We start from the raw sequence: 15644 nt of genomic DNA on the forward strand, positions 1-15644 counted from the left end.
GCCGCGGCCAGCGCCGCGGCGCCGCCGATCACTGTCCGTCGCGTCATCGTCGTCCGCTCACCGCTGTCCGTCATGCGTCCGCCTCACCGGTCGTCTTCGCCGGGGTCTCCGGCGTCAGGCACACGATACGGGCGACACACCCCGACCCGATGCCAGGATGGCCCTGTGCGCGAGAGAAGATGCCCGGCATGACCAAGCCGCCCGGCAAGCTTCTGCCGTTGGTCGCCGCCCTCCTCTGCGGTGCCGTCCTCGCTCAGGCCGCCCAGCCCTCCGACTCGTCGAACACCAGTGCCGCGTCCACGGTCGAGACATCCTCGGAGCACGGACCGCTCAGTACGCCGATCACCCGCAAACAGGGCACCTCGTCCGGAACGCGGAAGCCGCAACGCCCGGCACAACCGAAGCACCCGAACGCCACGACCGCACCGGACGACTGGAACCTGACCGGGCACGGCAAGGTGCTCTACCTGACCTTCGACGACGGACCGCAGCCCGAGTGGACGCCGAAGGTCCTGCAGGTACTGCGCAAGCACAAGGCACACGCCACGTTCTTCGTGCTCGGCATCCAGGTGGCGCAGTTCCCCGACCTGCTGACCCTCGAACGGGCCGCCGGACACCACGTCGGCAATCACACGTGGGACCACAAGACGCTGACCCACCTGCCGGACGCGAAGATGCGGCAGGAGATCGCTTCCGGGGTGAAGTCGAAATGCCTGCGCCCGCCGACCGGGGCCACGAACGCCAAGATCGAGGCGACCGCGGCGGCCCTGCACCAGCGGCAGGTCCTGTGGGACGTCGACACGAAGGACTGGACCAAGCCGGGTGCCGCGCGGATCGAGCACGCGATCCTGGCCGGCGCCCGGCCGGGCGCGATCATCCTGATGCACGACGGCGGCGGCAACCGCTCCGAAACCGTCGCCGCCCTCGACCGAGCCCTGACCACCCTCACCAAGCAGGGCTACACGTACCACGCACTGCCCTGCTGACCTGTCAGCGGCGGACTCCGGCGGTGCCGTGGGAGAAGTGTTTGAGCGCCTCGTCGATGATGTGGACCGGCTGATCCAGGGATTTGACCAGGAACAGGCCGGTCGGGCGGAGGAACGGATTCGGCTTCACGACGGCCCGGACAGCCGGCTGGTCCAGGCCGCGGACGCCCGCGGTGGTGGCGCCGATGCCAGGGGGCAGGTCGAGCTCGAGGGCGTACTGGCCGAGGAGCTTCTGCTGCCGGAAGCCGCGGACCGACTGCCACGGCAGGACCACCGGGTACGCCGCTCCGTCGCAAGCCAGCTCGAGTCCCTTGGGAGTCATCCGCATCGCGACCGGTTGCAGCTCGTTGGCGGCGTACCACCGCTTCCGCTCGGCCTGCAGCCGGAACGCCAGCAGCGTACTGAGCACCAGCGGGATCATTGCCAGGATCAACAACAGCGCGAACGGCCACAGCCCGGAGCCCCGGAACGCGATCAGCACGTAGAGCGCGGCAACGATGCCCACGGCACCGATCGCCAGAGTCACCCAGGCGCCGCGCCGCTCCACCGTCCGGACGATGTCGCGCCGCCGCAGCACCGCCTCCCGATCGATGCCGACCACAAAGGCTTCCCCGTCCACGCTCACCGCCCAAGAATCCCACAGGATCCAGGGCAGCGTGGACTCAGGAGTTTCGGCGGCCCGCCCAGGTCCAGGCATAGACGCCGTCGTCGACCGCCTGGCCGCCCTCGCCCAGTTCCAGCGGGCGGAACGTGTCGACCATCACCGCGAGCTCCTCGAACCGCTCGGCACCCAGCGACGCCTCGATCGCGGACGGTTGCGGACCGTGCGCGTACCCGCCGGGATGCAGCGAGATCGAGCCGAGGCCGATCCCCGACCCCTTCCGCGCCTCGTAGTCGCCGCCGCAGTAGAACATCACCTCGTCGGAGTCGACGTTCGAGTGGTAGTACGGCACCGGCACCGACAGCGGGTGGTAGTCCACCTTCCGCGGCACGAAGTTGCAGACCACGAAGTTGTTCCCCTCGAACACCTGGTGCACGGGTGGCGGCTGGTGGATCCGCCCGGTGATCGGCTCGTAGTCGCTCACGTTGAACGTGTACGGGTAGAGACAGCCGTCCCACCCGACCACGTCGAACGGATGCGTCGCGTACGTCATCCGGCTACCCACGATCCCGCCGGGCCCGCTGCCCCGATGTTTCACCAGCACCTCGACGTCGGTGTCGTCGACCACGAGCGGCTCGGTCGTCGCGTGCAGGTCCCGTTCGCAGTACGGCGAATGCTCGAGGAACTGTCCGTAGCGGGACAGGTACCGCTTCGGCGGCGCGATGTGGCTGTTCGCCTCGATGCAGTACGCGTGAACGCCGTTCGGCCCCGGCAGCCAGCGGTGCGTGGTCGCGCGCGGGATGATCACGTAGTCGCCCTCGACCGCGTTCAGCACCCCGAACACCGTCTCCACGGTCGCCGAACCCTTCTCGACGTACACGCACTCGTCACCGATGGCGTTGCGGTAGTACGGCGACGGCTGCTCGGCGACGACGTACGAGATCCGGACGTCGCCGTTGCCGAGCACGAGCCGCCGGTCCTCGACCGCGTTGCTCTTCGAGGTGTCGGTGAACAGGTCGTGCAGCTTCAGGTGCCGCGGGGTGAGCGGGTGGTTGGCGACGGTGGCGAGGTCCGGCAGGTCCCACACCTGCGAATCGACGATGGCGGACGGTACGCCGGCGTGGTACAGCAGCGACGAGTCCGATGAGAACCCCTCCTCCCCCATCAGCTCCTCGTAGTACAGCCCGCCGTCCGGTTTCCGGAACTGCGTGTGCCGCTTCGGTGGAACCTGCCCGACCTGCCGGTAGAACGCCATCTTTCCTGCTCCTGCATGTTCGATATCCGAACGCTTGCGTCCGCTTACCGAAAGCATCCGTTAGGCTCTGAGCCATGTCAACCGTCCCTGCCCTGTTCCGGCACCTGGTCGACGACGCCGCGATGTTCCCGCCCGGGGATCTCCCCCTGCCGGAGGCCGTCACCGCCCACCGCGTGCACCGCCGGTCGCCGTACGCCGAGCTGGTCGGACCGTTCGTGTGCACCGACGAGGACCTGATGAAGGTCGCCGCGGAGGCCGCCCGGACCGGCGGCGGACCGCTCGAGGTCTCCGTCGTGATCACCGGTGGCGCCGGCGGGATCGAGCCCGCGGTCCGGTACGGCGACCGCTCCAGCGACGTCGAGGTCAAGGCGATCGAGGTCCGGCTGCGCGCCGAGGACGACCTGTCCCGCAACGCACTCCGCGTCGTCCGCGCGTGTGACGACTGCCTCGACGAAGAGACGGCGTACGTCGAGATCGGTCTGGACGGAGCCTGGGAGCGAGCGCTCGATGTCGTCGCCGACGCCGGATACGCCGCCAAACTGCGAACCGGCGGACTCGACACCTCGCTGTTCCCGTCGGAGAGCCAGGTCGCGGCGTTCATCACGGCCTGCCTGGACCGCGAGGTCGCGTTCAAGTGCACGGCCGGATTGCACAACGCGATCCGGCACACCGCATCAGATACCGGATTCGAGCACCATGGCTTCCTGAACGTGCTGCTCGCCACTCGCGCGTCCCTCGACGGCGCCTCGCAGGACGAACTGGCGGCGCTCCTGGCGTCACGGGATGGCGACGCTCTCGCTGACCGGGCCCGGACGTTGTCCGAGGATCAGGCCGCCGGAACCCGGCGCTGGTTCACCTCGTTCGGCTCCTGCAGCATCGAGGAACCCCGCCACGACCTGACCACCCTGAAGCTGCTGGAGACCCTGTGAGTTGGATCGACATTCCGGACGGATCGCCGTTCGGGCCGGACAACCTGCCGCTCGGCGTGTTCCGGCACAACGACGAGGAGCCGCGGGTGGGGGCCGCGATCGGCGACCAGATCATCGATCTCGCGCCGGTCGCGTCCGCGCAGATGCTGGACGGATCGCAACTGTTCGCCGAGCCGACACTGAACGCGTTCCTCGCGCTCGGGCGGCCGGCCTGGCGGGCGACCCGCAACTGGCTGCTCGAGCTCATCCGCAACCCGAACGACCGCGACACCGTCGAGCCGCATCTGATCCCCCAGTCCGCGGTCACCATGCAGTTGCCGTTCGAGGTCGCCGACTATGTCGACTTCTATGCCTCCGAGCAGCACGCGACGAATCTCGGCCGGCTGTTCCGCCCGGACTCCGAGCCCCTGCTGCCGAACTGGAAACACCTCCCGGTCGGCTACCACGGCCGCGCCGGCACCATCGTTGCCAGCGGCACCGACATCGTCCGCCCGTCGGGTCAGCGCAAGCCGCCAGACGCGGCGGTCCCGACGTACGGACCGTCCCAGCGCCTCGACATCGAGGTCGAGCTCGGCTACGTCGTCGGTACGCCGTCCGCGCTCGGAACCCCTGTGTCCGTTGAGGATTTCCGCGATCACGTGTACGGCGTGGTGATCGTGAACGACTGGTCCGCGCGGGATCTGCAGGCGTGGGAGTACGTGCCGCTAGGCCCGTTTCTCGGGAAGTCGTTCGCTACGTCCATCTCGCCATGGGTGGTCTCGCTGGACGCGCTGGAGGCGGCAGCCGTCCCGCTTCCGGCGCAGAACCCGCCGGTCCTGCCCTACCTCGCGAGCGACGACCTGGTGAACTACGACATCACCTTCGAGGTCCATCTGAACGGCCAGTTGGTGAGCACCCCGCCGTACAAGGACCTCTACTGGTCCCCCGCCCAGATGCTCGCCCACATGACGGTGAACGGCGCCACGGTCCGCACCGGCGACCTGTACGCCTCGGGCACTGTCAGCGGCCCCGCGAAGAACCAACGCGGCTCCTTCATCGAACTCACCTGGGGAGGCCGCGAGCCCCTCGTCCTGGACGGCAGGGAGCACACGTTCCTCGAGGACGGCGACGAGGTAACCATCACCGCCTGGGCCACCACCTCCACCGGCACCCGCCTCGGCCTCGGCGAGGTCACGGGGAAGATCGTTCGCGCGTAACCCCACCCCGCCGAGCCGAAGGCGAGGCCCACCCACCAGCCGGGCGAGGCCCACCACACTCCGCCGAGCCGAAGGCGAGGCCCACCACCACTCCGCCGAGCCGAAGGCGAGGCTGTTCTTGTTCATTTGTGTTCGTTTCTCTTGACGCGTTGACTGTTACGTGCGAACTTTCTCCGCATGAAACGTTCAGTGGGGTGTGGAGTACTGACAGTAGCGTTGGCTGCCGGCGTGCTGAGCGTGCCTGCCGGCGCGCACGCGGCCGGCGATCTGACGCTGCGGTCGGGCGACTTGACGGTCACCGTCGGAGCCGACTTCCCGCGGGTGATCAAGTACGTCGACACCGCCTCCGGGCAGGCCCTCGGCGGCCAGCCGGACGCGATCTCGACCGTAACCATCGACGGAGTGGCCCGCACGGCGCACCTGTCCGCGCCGCCCACGGTCAGCGGCGGGCGAGCGGCGTACCGACTCGCCTTCGACGGGCTGCCCGGCGTGGAGCTGGACGCGAGCCTGAGCGTGACCGGCCGCGTGACGACCTTCGCCATCGACGCGGTCCGCGACACCGAGACCAGTCGCGTGCACACCATCGACATCCCCGACCACGACTTGGTGTCGGTCGCGAGTACGGACGCCGGCGCGACCACCGCGTTCACCACGCTGGACCCGGACTCCACCCGGACCGCGGACAAGATCACGCCCGTCACCGCGACCACCGCGGCGGAGCCGTCCGCGACGGGAGCGGCGTACGCGTTCGTGAACACCAGCGGCCTGGCCGCCGGCATCGAGTCGAACTCGGTCTACGACAAGCCGTCCGGCCAGTCCGCCGACGACGGTGCCCGGTTCTGGCACCGCGCCCGGAAGGCGGCCGACGGCAGCGCCCGCGTCGGCGTCTGGAGCGGTCAGTGGACCTACCGCGCCGACACCTCGCCGTCCACCGAGCCGTTGCCGTGGGCAAAGGTCGTGGTGACGCCGGACGCGAACCAGGACCAGACCGTCGACTGGCAGGACGGCGCGATCGCGTTCCGCTCGATCATGACCGAGCCGCAGGGCGGCGACCAGGTCAAGGACCGCGTCATTACGCACATCCCGTTCAACTTCGCCAGCCAGGCCACGCACCCGTTCCTGCGCACCCTCGACGACGTCAAGCGGATCTCACTCGCCACCGACGGCCTCGGGCAGATGGCCATCCTGAAGGGGTACGGCTCCGAGGGCCACGACTCGGCGCACCCGGACTACGGCGGCAACTACAACGTCCGTGCCGGCGGCCTGACCGACCTCAACACCCTGCTGAAGAAGGGCAAGGCCTGGAACGCCGCCTTCGGCGTCCACGTGAACGCGACCGAGTCCTACCCGGAGGCGAACGCGTTCAGCGAGGACCTCGTCGACAAGAGCGCCAAGGGCTGGAACTGGCTGAACCAGAGCTACTACATCAAGCAGCGTCCTGACCTTGCCTCGGGCAACATCGTCCAGCGGTTCCAGCAGCTCCGCGACGAGACCGACAAGAACCTGCAGGAGCTCTACATCGACGTGTACTACCAGTCTGGCTGGCTCGCCGACGGCCTGACCCGGCAGCTCGCCGGCCAGGGCTGGCAGGTCGCGACCGAGTGGGCCGACCGGCACGAGCGGACGTCGCTGTGGTCGCACTGGGCCAACGACCTCGACTACGGCGGCGCGACCAACAAGGGCCTGAACTCCCAGATCATCCGGTTCGTCCGCAACCACGAGAAGGACGTCTGGAACAGCGACCCGATCCTCGGTCAGTCCGCGATCGTCGAGTTCGAGGGCTGGACCGGCGAGACCGACTGGAACGCGTTCTACGCCAACATCTGGCAGCGCAACCTACCGGCCAAGTTCCTGCAGCAGCAGAAGATCACCGACTGGAACAGCAACGACATCACCTTCACCGGCGGCGTCCACGGCGCGGTCGAGAACGGCAAGCGGACTATGTACGTCGGTGCCGCGAAGGTCCTCGACGGCGACAAGTACCTGCTGCCGTGGGACGGCAACAAGAAGCTCTACCACTACAACCCGGCCGGCGGCGCGACCACCTGGAAGGTTCCCTCTTCCTTCACGGGCGTCCGGAACTTCTCCGTCTACAAGCTGACCGACAACGGACGGGTGAAGGTCACGACCGCCCCGGTGCACAACGGCTCGATCACCCTCGACGCCAAGGCCGGTCAGCCGTACGTGATCTACCCGGACGCAGCGCCGTCACCTACGTCCGCGAACTGGGGCGAGGGCACGTACCTCAACGACCCTGGCTTCAACGCCGGCAACCTCGCCGCGTGGAAGGCGACCGGTGGCGCGAAGATCGACACGCTCGCGAACGGCCAGCACGTCGCATCCCTGGGCACCAAGTCGTCGACGCTCCAGCAGCGCATCACCAGTCTCACCCGCGGCCGGATCTACAGTGCCTCCGCCTGGGTCGAGGTCGAGCCCGGCAAGTCCCGGCCGACCACGCTGTCGGCCGGTGGCGTGAGCAACGTGGTGACGAGGTCGACCGCGCAGAACATGGTTGCCTCCGACGACAAGCATGAGTCGTACTACCAACGCGCTCGCGTCGTCTTCGAGGCCAAGAGTGACAGCGCCGACCTGACCATCGGTGCTGCCGCGGGTGCCGCGAAGGTCCGGATCGACGATGTCCGCGTGGTGGAGACGAAGCGCTCAGCGGCCGGCCTGGTCGACGACTTCGAGAACGTCGACCAGGGCTGGGGACCGTTTGTGAAGGGCGATGCCGGCGGGGTCACCGACCCGCGGACGGTGCTCGCTCGCAAGCATGCGCCGTACACGCAGGCCGGCTGGAACGGCAAACTGGTCGACGATGTCCTCGACGGCGAGTGGTCGCTCAAGTCCCATGAAGAGAACGACGGCATCGTCTACCGGACCACGCCGTCGACGGTGAACTTCCAGCCGGGGCACAAGTACAAGGTGAGCTTCGACTACGAGAGCGGCCGCGCCGGTCAGTACGCCTGGGTCCAAGCGGTCGACAGACCGGACGTGGTCGAGGTGAAGGCGACACCGATCGGTGAGCAGCGGACGAAGGCGGCGTTCAGCCAGGAGTTCGTGGCCGGGTGCGGCGGCGACTACTGGGTCGGGTTGCGCAAGCTGTCCAGCGGAGGCGACCAGGCCGACTTCATCATGGACAACTTCGCCGTCACCGATCTCGGTACGACGTCGGAGCCGGCGGACTGCACGTCGGTAGCGGTGACAGGGCAGACCGGTCTCGTCTCCGGCGAGGCGAACACGGTCGTCACCACGTTCACCAACAACGATGTCGTTGCCGCGAACAACATCACGCTGGGACTGACCGCTCCGGACGGCTGGACCGTGGCGGCGACGACCCCCGTGACCCACGCGACTGTTGCTGCGGGCACCAGCGTGACGACCAAGTGGGACGTGACGCCGCCGCCTGGCACACCGGAAGGCAAGTATGTGCTGACGGCAACGGGTGGTCAGGCGACGGTCACTACTGAGGCGACTGTGCTGCCGCCGGGGATCGTTCCGCAGTCCCGGATCACGGTGGCGGACGTGAGCAGTGAGGACGTCGGCACGGGTGGTGCGGCGACCGAAGCCCTGGACGGAAACCCCAGTACCATCTGGCATTCCGCGTGGTCGGAGGTGCCGACGCCGACGACGTACCCGCACCACATCACGCTCGACCTCGGCTCGACGTACCAGGTGGACGGGTTCAGCTACCTGCCGCGGCAGAGTGGGACGAACGGGATGTTCAAGGGCTACGAGCTCTACGTCAGCACCGACGGCCAGACCTGGGGTACGCCGGTCGCCACCGGCGAGTTCCCGAACTCGACAGCGACCCAGCGGCTGACCTTCGCCGCGAAACCCGGCCGATTCGTCAAGTTCGTCGGCACCAGCTCCCTCAACGGCGCCGTCTTCGGATCCGCCGCCGAACTCAACGTCTACGGCACCCACTAACCGGGGCCTCAGACACCAACTGGGGACCTGAGACAGGTTATTGCCTGTCCCAGGTCCCCAGTCCCCGTTGCCACCCCCTAGTCCCGCTCCCCCTCAAGAGCGGGACAGCCTCACTTGGTGATGGTGACGTTCACCGAAGCGCTCGCGGTCTTGGCGGCGACGACGCGGAACTTGTTCACGCCGACCCGGCCGCTCTGCACCCACACCGAGTAGGTCGCCTTGCTGGTCACCTTGGTGGTGGCCGGGAAGTTCACCCACTTGCCGTTCTCGAAGCGCTGCACCTGGACGACCGTGTTCTTCGCGATCCCGCTGGTCTTGCCGGTGAACGAGATCTTCGCCCAGACCTTCGCGGTGGCCTTGTCCGACTTGATCGTGATCGACTTCGCAGCCACCGGCGCGCTGACGGTGGTCGCCTTGGTGCCGGCCGCGTTGGCCTGCAAGGCTCCGGCGATGCCGAGACCACCGGCCGCCAGAGCGACACCCGCGACGACAGCGGCCGAACGACGTACGAACTGAGAACGCATGATCTGTAGTTTCCCCTCGTGTGTCGGGCTCTCGGTGAACCCGTCGCAAGAGGAGACGCGGTGGCTTCGCGAATAGTTGTGTTACGACTCCGTCTCAGGCTCGGCCGGCAGCACGAGCCTCGCCAACGCCCCACCACCAGGGGCTTCGCCGAACGTCAGCTCGGCGCCGAGCACCTTCGCGTGCCCGGCCGCGATCGTCAGGCCGAGGCCGTGGCCGACCCCACGCTCGGCCATCCCGGACCGGAACCGACGGGGGCCCTCGGCAATCAGCTCCTCCGGATAACCGTTGCCGTGGTCAACCACCTCGACGGTCCGGCCGGTGACCGTGACCTCGATCGGCGGCTCACCGTGGCGCAGTCCGTTGACGATCAGGTTGGCCAGGATCCGCTCGATCCGGCGCGAGTCGGTGGACACCGTGACCTCCGGGCCGACCTGCTTGACGACGACGCTGTCCGTTGCCAGCGCCTGTTGCATCCGCAGCCGGCCGACCGCGGACCCGACGAACGCGGTCAACCCGACCAGCTCGAGGTCGGCCTGTTCCACGCCGGAGTCGAACCGGGCGATCTCGAGCAGGTCCTCGACGAGCCGGCGCAGCACTTTGGCCCGGTCCCGGACCAGTTCGCTCGGCCGTCCCGGCGGCAACAACTCGGCCGCAGTGGTCAATCCCGTCACCGGAGTACGCAGGTCGTGCGCCACATCAGCGGTGAAGCGCCGTTCCGCCTCAAGCTGACCACGCAGCGAACTGGCCATCGTGTCCAGAGCACCGGCCAGCGACTGCACCTCGTCCTTGCCCTTGCCAACTGCCTCAGCCGCCGACGCGTCGAGGTCGCCGGCCGCGATCCGGCGCGCCGTCCCGGCGACCGCGACGATCCGCCTCGACAGGCTGCCGGCCAGGATCACGCTGACCAGGGCGACCAGCGCGACCGTGCCGAACCCACCGAGGACGAGGGCCTGCTGCAGCGCCTTCATCGAGTCGTCGCTGGTCTCGTAATCCTGCTCGATCGAGAGGATCTTGCCGTCCTTGACCCCGACCGCCGCCCACATCTTGGCCTTCGGCGACCCGGTCTTGAACGTGGCCCGCTTGCCCTCCAGCACCGCCTCGCGCAGCTGCGGCGGCAGCTCGGGATCGTCGAGCTTCGCCCCGAACACCGGTACGTCGTTGGTGTCGTAGCTCTGCGCCGCGAGCTGGATCCGCTCGTCCGCGAAGCTCCGCGTCCGGTCCAGCCGGGCCGACTGGGCCTGGGTGTAGACCGCGACGCAGAGCACCAGGATCGCGAGCGACGAGACCAGCAGGAAAATGAGACCGAGCTTGCCGCGCAGTCCCATCCGTTAAGCCCGCAGCTTGTATCCGAACCCGCGGACGGTTTCGATGCGGTCGGCACCGATCTTCGTCCGCAGACGCTGCAGGTGCACGTCGACGAGCCGGCCGTCGCCGCCCCACTCGTAGTCCCAGACCCGCTGCAGCAGGGTCGAGCGGCTCAGCACCACACCCGGGTTGTTGGCGAACTCGATGAGCAGCTTGAGCTCGGTCGGCGTGAGCTGCACGGTCGTGCCACTACGCCGTACCTCCAGTGCCTCCCGGTCCAGCTCGAGGTCGCCGAACGACTCCACGCCGGAGCCCGCCGCCGGCGCCGGACGCTCCGGATCGGACACCGCGCGCCGCATCACCGCCCGCAGCCGGGCCACGAGGACCTGCGTGTCGAACGGTTTGGTCACATAGTCGTCCGCGCCCGCTTCCAGCCCCAGTACGACGTCGAGCGCGTCACCACGCGCGGACACCATCACGATCGGAACCGTGCTGGTCTCCCGGACCCGGCGGCACACCGAGATCCCGTCCAGCCCGGGCAGCATGATGTCGAGCATCACGACGTCGGGATGGATCTTCTCGAATCGTTCGATCGCTTCCAGGCCGTCCTCGGCCGTGGTCACGTCGTACCCATGGCGTTCGAGGGTCAACTGGGTCGCCTCACGGATCACCGCGTCGTCCTCGACCATGAGAATGCGCGCTGTCGGTTCTTCCGGTACCACCGAACTTCAGTCTCCCTTATTGGTCCGTCGAGCTCACCTTGGTCATCTGCCGACCGTTCCAACGGTAGACCTCGACCCGCCTGCCCGAGGGGCAGCAGACCGGGTCGTCGATCGCGAAGATCTTCGACTCGACCACAAGATCACCCTGTGGGCTGGCGTTCACGGTCGGCAGATCGACCTTCAGGTTCCAGATCGGCCGCGGCACGCCCGTGGGCGTGACGGCGATCAGGAAGAAGCCGAAGACGAACTTCTCCAGGGTGTGGATCAGAACGATCTGCTGGGGTGAACCACTGTGCATAACATCAACGGTCTTACCCCTGCTGAGGCAACGCGAAATCACCGTACATTTCTCGAGCACCGTCCGCGCGTAGTCCGGCGTCCGCCGATCGGCGAGCAGTTTGACCCGGACCTGAGCCAGATTGACGGCCACTACGGGCGTCTGCTTCGGCTCCGGCTGGAAGCCGTTGGTGCCCATCACCGTCGACGGCGTCGGGCTGGTCGGCGGCGCCTCGGCTCCCTCGACCCGCAGCCCGCCGCCGTTGCCGCAGGCGGACAGGACGGTCAGGGCCAGGAAGGTTGCCACGACAACGATCAAGGAACGGCGGAATCTGCCCGGCACCGCGAACGGGGGACGCCCCGCAGGCCGCGTGCGCATAGGGCGCCTCCTACCCTGCCTCATCGATTCCCCCGGGAGATTCAGACAACTACCTTCCATAGTGCTGGCCGGACGTCACATTCGGCGGCCATGGACGTCGAATGGCCTCGGCAGTTCCATTGCGGTTGAGTCACAGCCGCTACCCGGCGACGACCTTCCCCGGGTTCAGCAGGTTTTTCGGGTCCAGGGCGTTCTTGATCGCCCGGTGCACGTCGATCGCGACCGGGCCGATCTCCTCGACCAGCCAGGTGCGCTTCAGGACGCCCACGCCGTGCTCACCGGTGATCGTGCCGCCGAGCTCCAGCCCGATCTCCATCACCCGGTCGAACGCGACCTGGGCCCGCTCGGCCTGCGCCGGGTCCGCCTGGTCGAAGACGACCGTCGGGTGCATGTTGCCGTCGCCGGCGTGCCCGAGGACGCCGATCGTGATGTCCAGCTCGGCCGACAGCTCCTCGATCCGGCCGATGAACTCGGCCAGCCGCGAGCGCGGTACGGCGACGTCGTCGATCATCGTCGTACCGAGTTGCTCGAGCGCGGTCAGCGCCGCCCGGCGGCCCTCCAGCAGTAGCTCACCCTCGGCGTCGTCCTCCGCCTCGATGCACTCCAGCGCGCCGAAGTCGCGGCACAGCTTGGCCACCGCGGCGACATCGGCCGCGCCGGCCTCGCCGCCCGCGTCCGACTGGGCGATCAGCATCGCCGCCGCCTCGTCCGGCAGGTCCATCCGCTTGTACTTGTTCACCGCGCGGATCGTGGTCCGGTCCATGATCTCCAGCAGGCTGAGCGAGACGCCGCTGCGGATGATCTCGATGATCGCCTCACCGGCCCCGACGCCGGAGCCGAACAGCGCGGCCATCGTCTTCGGCTTGGCCGCCTGCGGCCGCAGCGCCAGGGTCGCCTCGGTGATGATGCCGAGCGTCCCCTCGCTGCCCACGATCAACTTGGCCAGGTCGTACCCGGCCACACCCTTGACGGTCTTCCGGCCGGTCCGCAGCACCCGTCCGTCCGCGAGTACGACCTCGAGACCCAGCACGTAGTCCGTGGTCACGCCGTACTTCACGCAGCACAGGCCGCCGGAATTGGTGGACAGGTTGCCGCCGATCGAGCAGAACTCCCAGCTGGACGGGTCCGGCGGGTAGAACAGTCCGTGCTCGGCGACCGCTCGGGACAGTACGGCGTTGTAGACGCCGGGCTGCGTGACGACGTACCGGTCGACCGGCTCGATGGCCAGGATCCGGTCCATCTTCTCCAGCGAGATCACGATGCATCCGTCCAGCGCGTTGGCCGCACCGGACAGGCCGGAGCGGGCGCCCTGCGGGACGATCGCCACGCCGGCCTCGCTCGCGATCCGCACCGCCGCCTGCACGTGCGCGGTCTCCCGAGCCAGTACGACGGCGAGCGGCACGCCGGCCGGGCAGAACATCGCCCGGTCGTACCGGAAACTCTCCATCCGGTCCGGATCCGTCACCAGTGCCTCAGGAGGCAACGCCTGCCGCAACTGCTCGACCACGTCACTCATACCGCGAGCCTAGTTCCTGCCTCCGACGTGACGCGCGAGTAACGGTGTCCGGTTCCGGAAGAATCACCCCACGCGTCACCCCAGCGGGTGAGCGGGTCAGCGGGTGCGCTTGGTGGAGTTCTCCGAGATCTCCTCGTAGCCGCCGCCGTAGTTGTGGTACTCACGGCCGATCGCGGCGAACGTGATCGCCCTGTCGGTCGCCTTGACCTTGGGTGTGCGGCAGGTCCGCTGACCCTGGATCACCGAGCCGTTGCCGCCGCTGCTGTCACAGCTGAGCACCCGGCCGTTGTTGGCGCCGCCGTACTGCACCAGGAAGGCGTTGGCCTTCGCGTTGGCGACCAGCGGCGAGGCCATGGTGATCTCGGCCCAGTACTGCGAGCAGCTGTCCCGGACCAGCCGGACGGTGCCCCAGCTGGGCGGTCTGTGGTCGCGCAGCATCGGCGCCGACGAGATGGATCTCGCACCTGAGCAGGTGGCGGCTTCGGCCGCCTGGGCCGGCGTCGCGGCGAGCGCGAACGCGCCCACCCCGGCCAGGCCCGCGGTGCTGAGCAGAATGCCCAGAGTCTTCATGACGAACCCTTCCTGAACGTGCGCCCCGACGCCCGCTCAGGAAGGCACACTACGCGAACAGCCCCTGCCTCAACAGTCATTCCGGTAATCGGACGGCGACACGCCGTATCCAGTTGCCCCCGGCCCCCACCCGATGCCCAAGGCAACCGCTTAACCGCCCCAAACCGGGGGTCAGAGGTTGCCGCGGCGCTCTTGTTCGCGCTCGATGGCTTCGAAGAGAGCCTTGAAGTTGCCCTTGCCGAAGCCGAGTGAGCCGTGCCGTTCGATCAGCTCGTAGAACACCGTCGGCCGGTCGCCGATCGGCGCGGTGAAGATCTGCAGCAGGTAGCCGTCCTCGTCGCGGTCGACCAGGATGCCGCGGGACTGCAGTTCCTCGATCGGCACCCGGACCTGGCCGATCCGCGCTCGCAGCTCCGGGTCGGAGTAGTAGGAGTCCGGCGTGTTCAGGAACTCCACCCCGTTGGCCCGCATGATGTCGACGGTGCGCAGGATGTCGTTGGTCGCCAGCGCGATGTGCTGGGCACCGGCCCCGTCGTAGAACTCCAGGAACTCGTCGATCTGCGACTTCTTCTTCGCGATGGCCGGCTCGTTCAGCGGGAACTTGACCCGGTGGTTGCCGTTGGCGACGACCTTGCTCATCAGCGCGGAGTAGTCGGTGGCGATGTCGTCACCGATGAACTCCGCCATGTTCACGAAGCCCATCACCTTGTTGTAGAAACCGACCCACTCGTCCATCTTGCCGAGTTCGACGTTCCCGACGACGTGGTCGACCGCCTGGAACAGCCGCTTCGGGTGACCCTCCGGCCGTGTCACCTGGGTGGTCGCGGTCACGAACCCGGGCAGGTACGGACCGTCGTACTTGCTCCGGTCGATCAGCGTGTGCCGGGTGTCGCCGTACGCCGCGATCGCGGCCCGGCGGATCGTGCCGTGCTCGTCGGAGACGTCGTTCGGCTCCTCCAGTACGACGGCGCCCTGCTTGCGGGCGTGCTCGACGCACTTGTCCACGTCCGGCACCTCCAGCGCGAGGTCGGCCACGCCGTCACCGTGCTTGCGGTGGTGCTCGAGCAGCGGGCTCTTCGGGCTGACGCCGCCGGTGATGACGAAGCGGGCCGAGCCGGCCTTCAGGACGAACGCCTTGCTGTCCGTGCTGCCCGTCTCGGGGCCGGAGTAGGCGACCAGGTCCATCCCGAAGGCGAGCTGGTAGTACTTCGCGGTCTGGGTGGCGTTGCCGACCACGAAGACCACCGCGTCCATCGCGGTGACCGGGAACGGGTCGGTGCTCTCGTCGTACGGCACCAGTCCGACAAGCTGCTTCAGCTGGTCGAGGTCGAGATCGGCGTCGAGCTCTGCGGGGGTGAGGTCGGTGCTGGTCATCGTGATCCTCCCGGGTCGGGTTCGTGCACCGAGCCTTGTCGTGAGGACGCAGGTTGCGCAACAGTTCCTTGTTTCACTGA

The 15644-nt window shown here is 68.1% G+C and carries 13 protein-coding genes; 4 read left to right on the forward strand and 9 right to left on the reverse strand.

Going from position 1 to position 15644, the window contains the following annotated elements:
* The first annotated feature begins 188 nt into the window (after positions 1-188).
* Positions 189-986, forward strand: a complete 798-nt coding sequence (locus AB0E63_RS42195; RefSeq protein ID WP_360379248.1) for a polysaccharide deacetylase family protein — start codon at positions 189-191, stop codon at positions 984-986.
* Between the two features lie 4 nt (positions 987-990).
* On the opposite strand, the gene AB0E63_RS42200 is transcribed toward AB0E63_RS42195, so the two are convergent.
* Entirely contained in the window at positions 991-1611 is a 621-nt protein-coding gene (locus tag AB0E63_RS42200) for a hypothetical protein (protein WP_360379251.1), read from the reverse strand.
* Positions 1612-1648: 37 nt separating this feature from the next.
* Positions 1649-2842 carry a homogentisate 1,2-dioxygenase domain-containing protein gene (locus AB0E63_RS42205; RefSeq protein ID WP_360379254.1) on the reverse strand — a complete coding sequence of 398 codons (1194 nt, stop codon included), beginning with the start codon at positions 2840-2842 and terminating at the stop codon, positions 1649-1651.
* 74 nt (positions 2843-2916) lie between these two features.
* On the opposite strand from AB0E63_RS42205, the gene AB0E63_RS42210 reads away from it, so the two are divergent.
* The 3 genes from AB0E63_RS42210 to AB0E63_RS42220 all read left to right on the forward strand — a co-directional run bounded on the left by AB0E63_RS42210 (position 2917) and on the right by AB0E63_RS42220 (position 8897).
* The gene (locus AB0E63_RS42210; RefSeq protein WP_360379257.1) at positions 2917-3771 is read left to right on the forward strand and encodes a hypothetical protein; all 855 of its coding nucleotides are present in this window, start codon (positions 2917-2919) and stop codon (positions 3769-3771) included.
* Complete coding sequence (fahA, locus tag AB0E63_RS42215) at positions 3768-4967, forward strand: fumarylacetoacetase (protein WP_360379259.1); 1200 nt, start codon at positions 3768-3770, stop codon at positions 4965-4967. The genes AB0E63_RS42210 and fahA overlap by 4 nt, the downstream gene beginning before the upstream one ends.
* A 177-nt stretch (positions 4968-5144) precedes the next feature.
* Complete coding sequence (locus AB0E63_RS42220; protein ID WP_360379261.1) at positions 5145-8897, forward strand: endo-alpha-N-acetylgalactosaminidase family protein; 3753 nt, start codon at positions 5145-5147, stop codon at positions 8895-8897.
* A gap of 110 nt (positions 8898-9007) precedes the next feature.
* On the opposite strand, the gene AB0E63_RS42225 is transcribed toward AB0E63_RS42220, so the two are convergent.
* From AB0E63_RS42225 to hppD, 7 genes are all read right to left on the reverse strand, one after another.
* A complete protein-coding gene (locus AB0E63_RS42225; protein ID WP_360379264.1) occupies positions 9008-9421 on the reverse strand; it encodes a hypothetical protein in 414 nt (137 codons plus the stop codon).
* 81 nt (positions 9422-9502) lie between these two features.
* Positions 9503-10747 carry a HAMP domain-containing sensor histidine kinase gene (locus AB0E63_RS42230; protein ID WP_360379266.1) on the reverse strand — a complete coding sequence of 415 codons (1245 nt, stop codon included), beginning with the start codon at positions 10745-10747 and terminating at the stop codon, positions 9503-9505.
* A gap of 3 nt (positions 10748-10750) precedes the next feature.
* A complete protein-coding gene (gene cseB / locus AB0E63_RS42235; protein WP_360379269.1) occupies positions 10751-11416 on the reverse strand; it encodes a two-component system response regulator CseB in 666 nt (221 codons plus the stop codon).
* Between the two features lie 49 nt (positions 11417-11465).
* Complete coding sequence (locus AB0E63_RS42240) at positions 11466-12104, reverse strand: hypothetical protein (protein WP_360379271.1); 639 nt, start codon at positions 12102-12104, stop codon at positions 11466-11468.
* A gap of 139 nt (positions 12105-12243) precedes the next feature.
* Entirely contained in the window at positions 12244-13620 is a 1377-nt protein-coding gene (locus AB0E63_RS42245; RefSeq protein ID WP_360379274.1) for an FAD-linked oxidase C-terminal domain-containing protein, read from the reverse strand.
* Positions 13621-13716: 96 nt separating this feature from the next.
* Complete coding sequence (locus tag AB0E63_RS42250) at positions 13717-14190, reverse strand: hypothetical protein (RefSeq protein WP_360379276.1); 474 nt, start codon at positions 14188-14190, stop codon at positions 13717-13719.
* Between the two features lie 171 nt (positions 14191-14361).
* Positions 14362-15564: a 4-hydroxyphenylpyruvate dioxygenase gene (hppD, locus tag AB0E63_RS42255; RefSeq protein ID WP_360379278.1), complete on the reverse strand. Its 1203-nt coding sequence runs from the start codon at positions 15562-15564 to the stop codon at positions 14362-14364.
* Positions 15565-15644 lie beyond the last annotated feature (80 nt).

The organism is Kribbella sp. NPDC026596, from assembly GCF_040638415.1.
Classification (GTDB): domain Bacteria; phylum Actinomycetota; class Actinomycetes; order Propionibacteriales; family Kribbellaceae; genus Kribbella.

Bases quoted from the DNA above. Each gene is read 5' to 3' on its own strand.
- AB0E63_RS42230 (WP_360379266.1), bottom strand. From the start codon at position 10,747: ATGGGACTGCGCGGCAAGCTCGGTCTCATTTTCCTGCTGGTCTCGTCG.
- cseB (WP_360379269.1), bottom strand. From the start codon at position 11,416: ATGGTCGAGGACGACGCGGTGATCCGTGAGGCGACCCAGTTGACCCTC.
- AB0E63_RS42225 (WP_360379264.1), bottom strand. From the start codon at position 9,421: ATGCGTTCTCAGTTCGTACGTCGTTCGGCCGCTGTCGTCGCGGGTGTC.
- AB0E63_RS42220 (WP_360379261.1), top strand. From the start codon at position 5,145: ATGAAACGTTCAGTGGGGTGTGGAGTACTGACAGTAGCGTTGGCTGCC.
- AB0E63_RS42245 (WP_360379274.1), bottom strand. From the start codon at position 13,620: ATGAGTGACGTGGTCGAGCAGTTGCGGCAGGCGTTGCCTCCTGAGGCA.
- hppD (WP_360379278.1), bottom strand. From the start codon at position 15,564: ATGACCAGCACCGACCTCACCCCCGCAGAGCTCGACGCCGATCTCGAC.
- AB0E63_RS42205 (WP_360379254.1), bottom strand. From the start codon at position 2,842: ATGGCGTTCTACCGGCAGGTCGGGCAGGTTCCACCGAAGCGGCACACG.
- AB0E63_RS42240 (WP_360379271.1), bottom strand. From the start codon at position 12,104: ATGCGCACGCGGCCTGCGGGGCGTCCCCCGTTCGCGGTGCCGGGCAGA.
- AB0E63_RS42250 (WP_360379276.1), bottom strand. From the start codon at position 14,190: ATGAAGACTCTGGGCATTCTGCTCAGCACCGCGGGCCTGGCCGGGGTG.
- AB0E63_RS42195 (WP_360379248.1), top strand. From the start codon at position 189: ATGACCAAGCCGCCCGGCAAGCTTCTGCCGTTGGTCGCCGCCCTCCTC.
- AB0E63_RS42210 (WP_360379257.1), top strand. From the start codon at position 2,917: ATGTCAACCGTCCCTGCCCTGTTCCGGCACCTGGTCGACGACGCCGCG.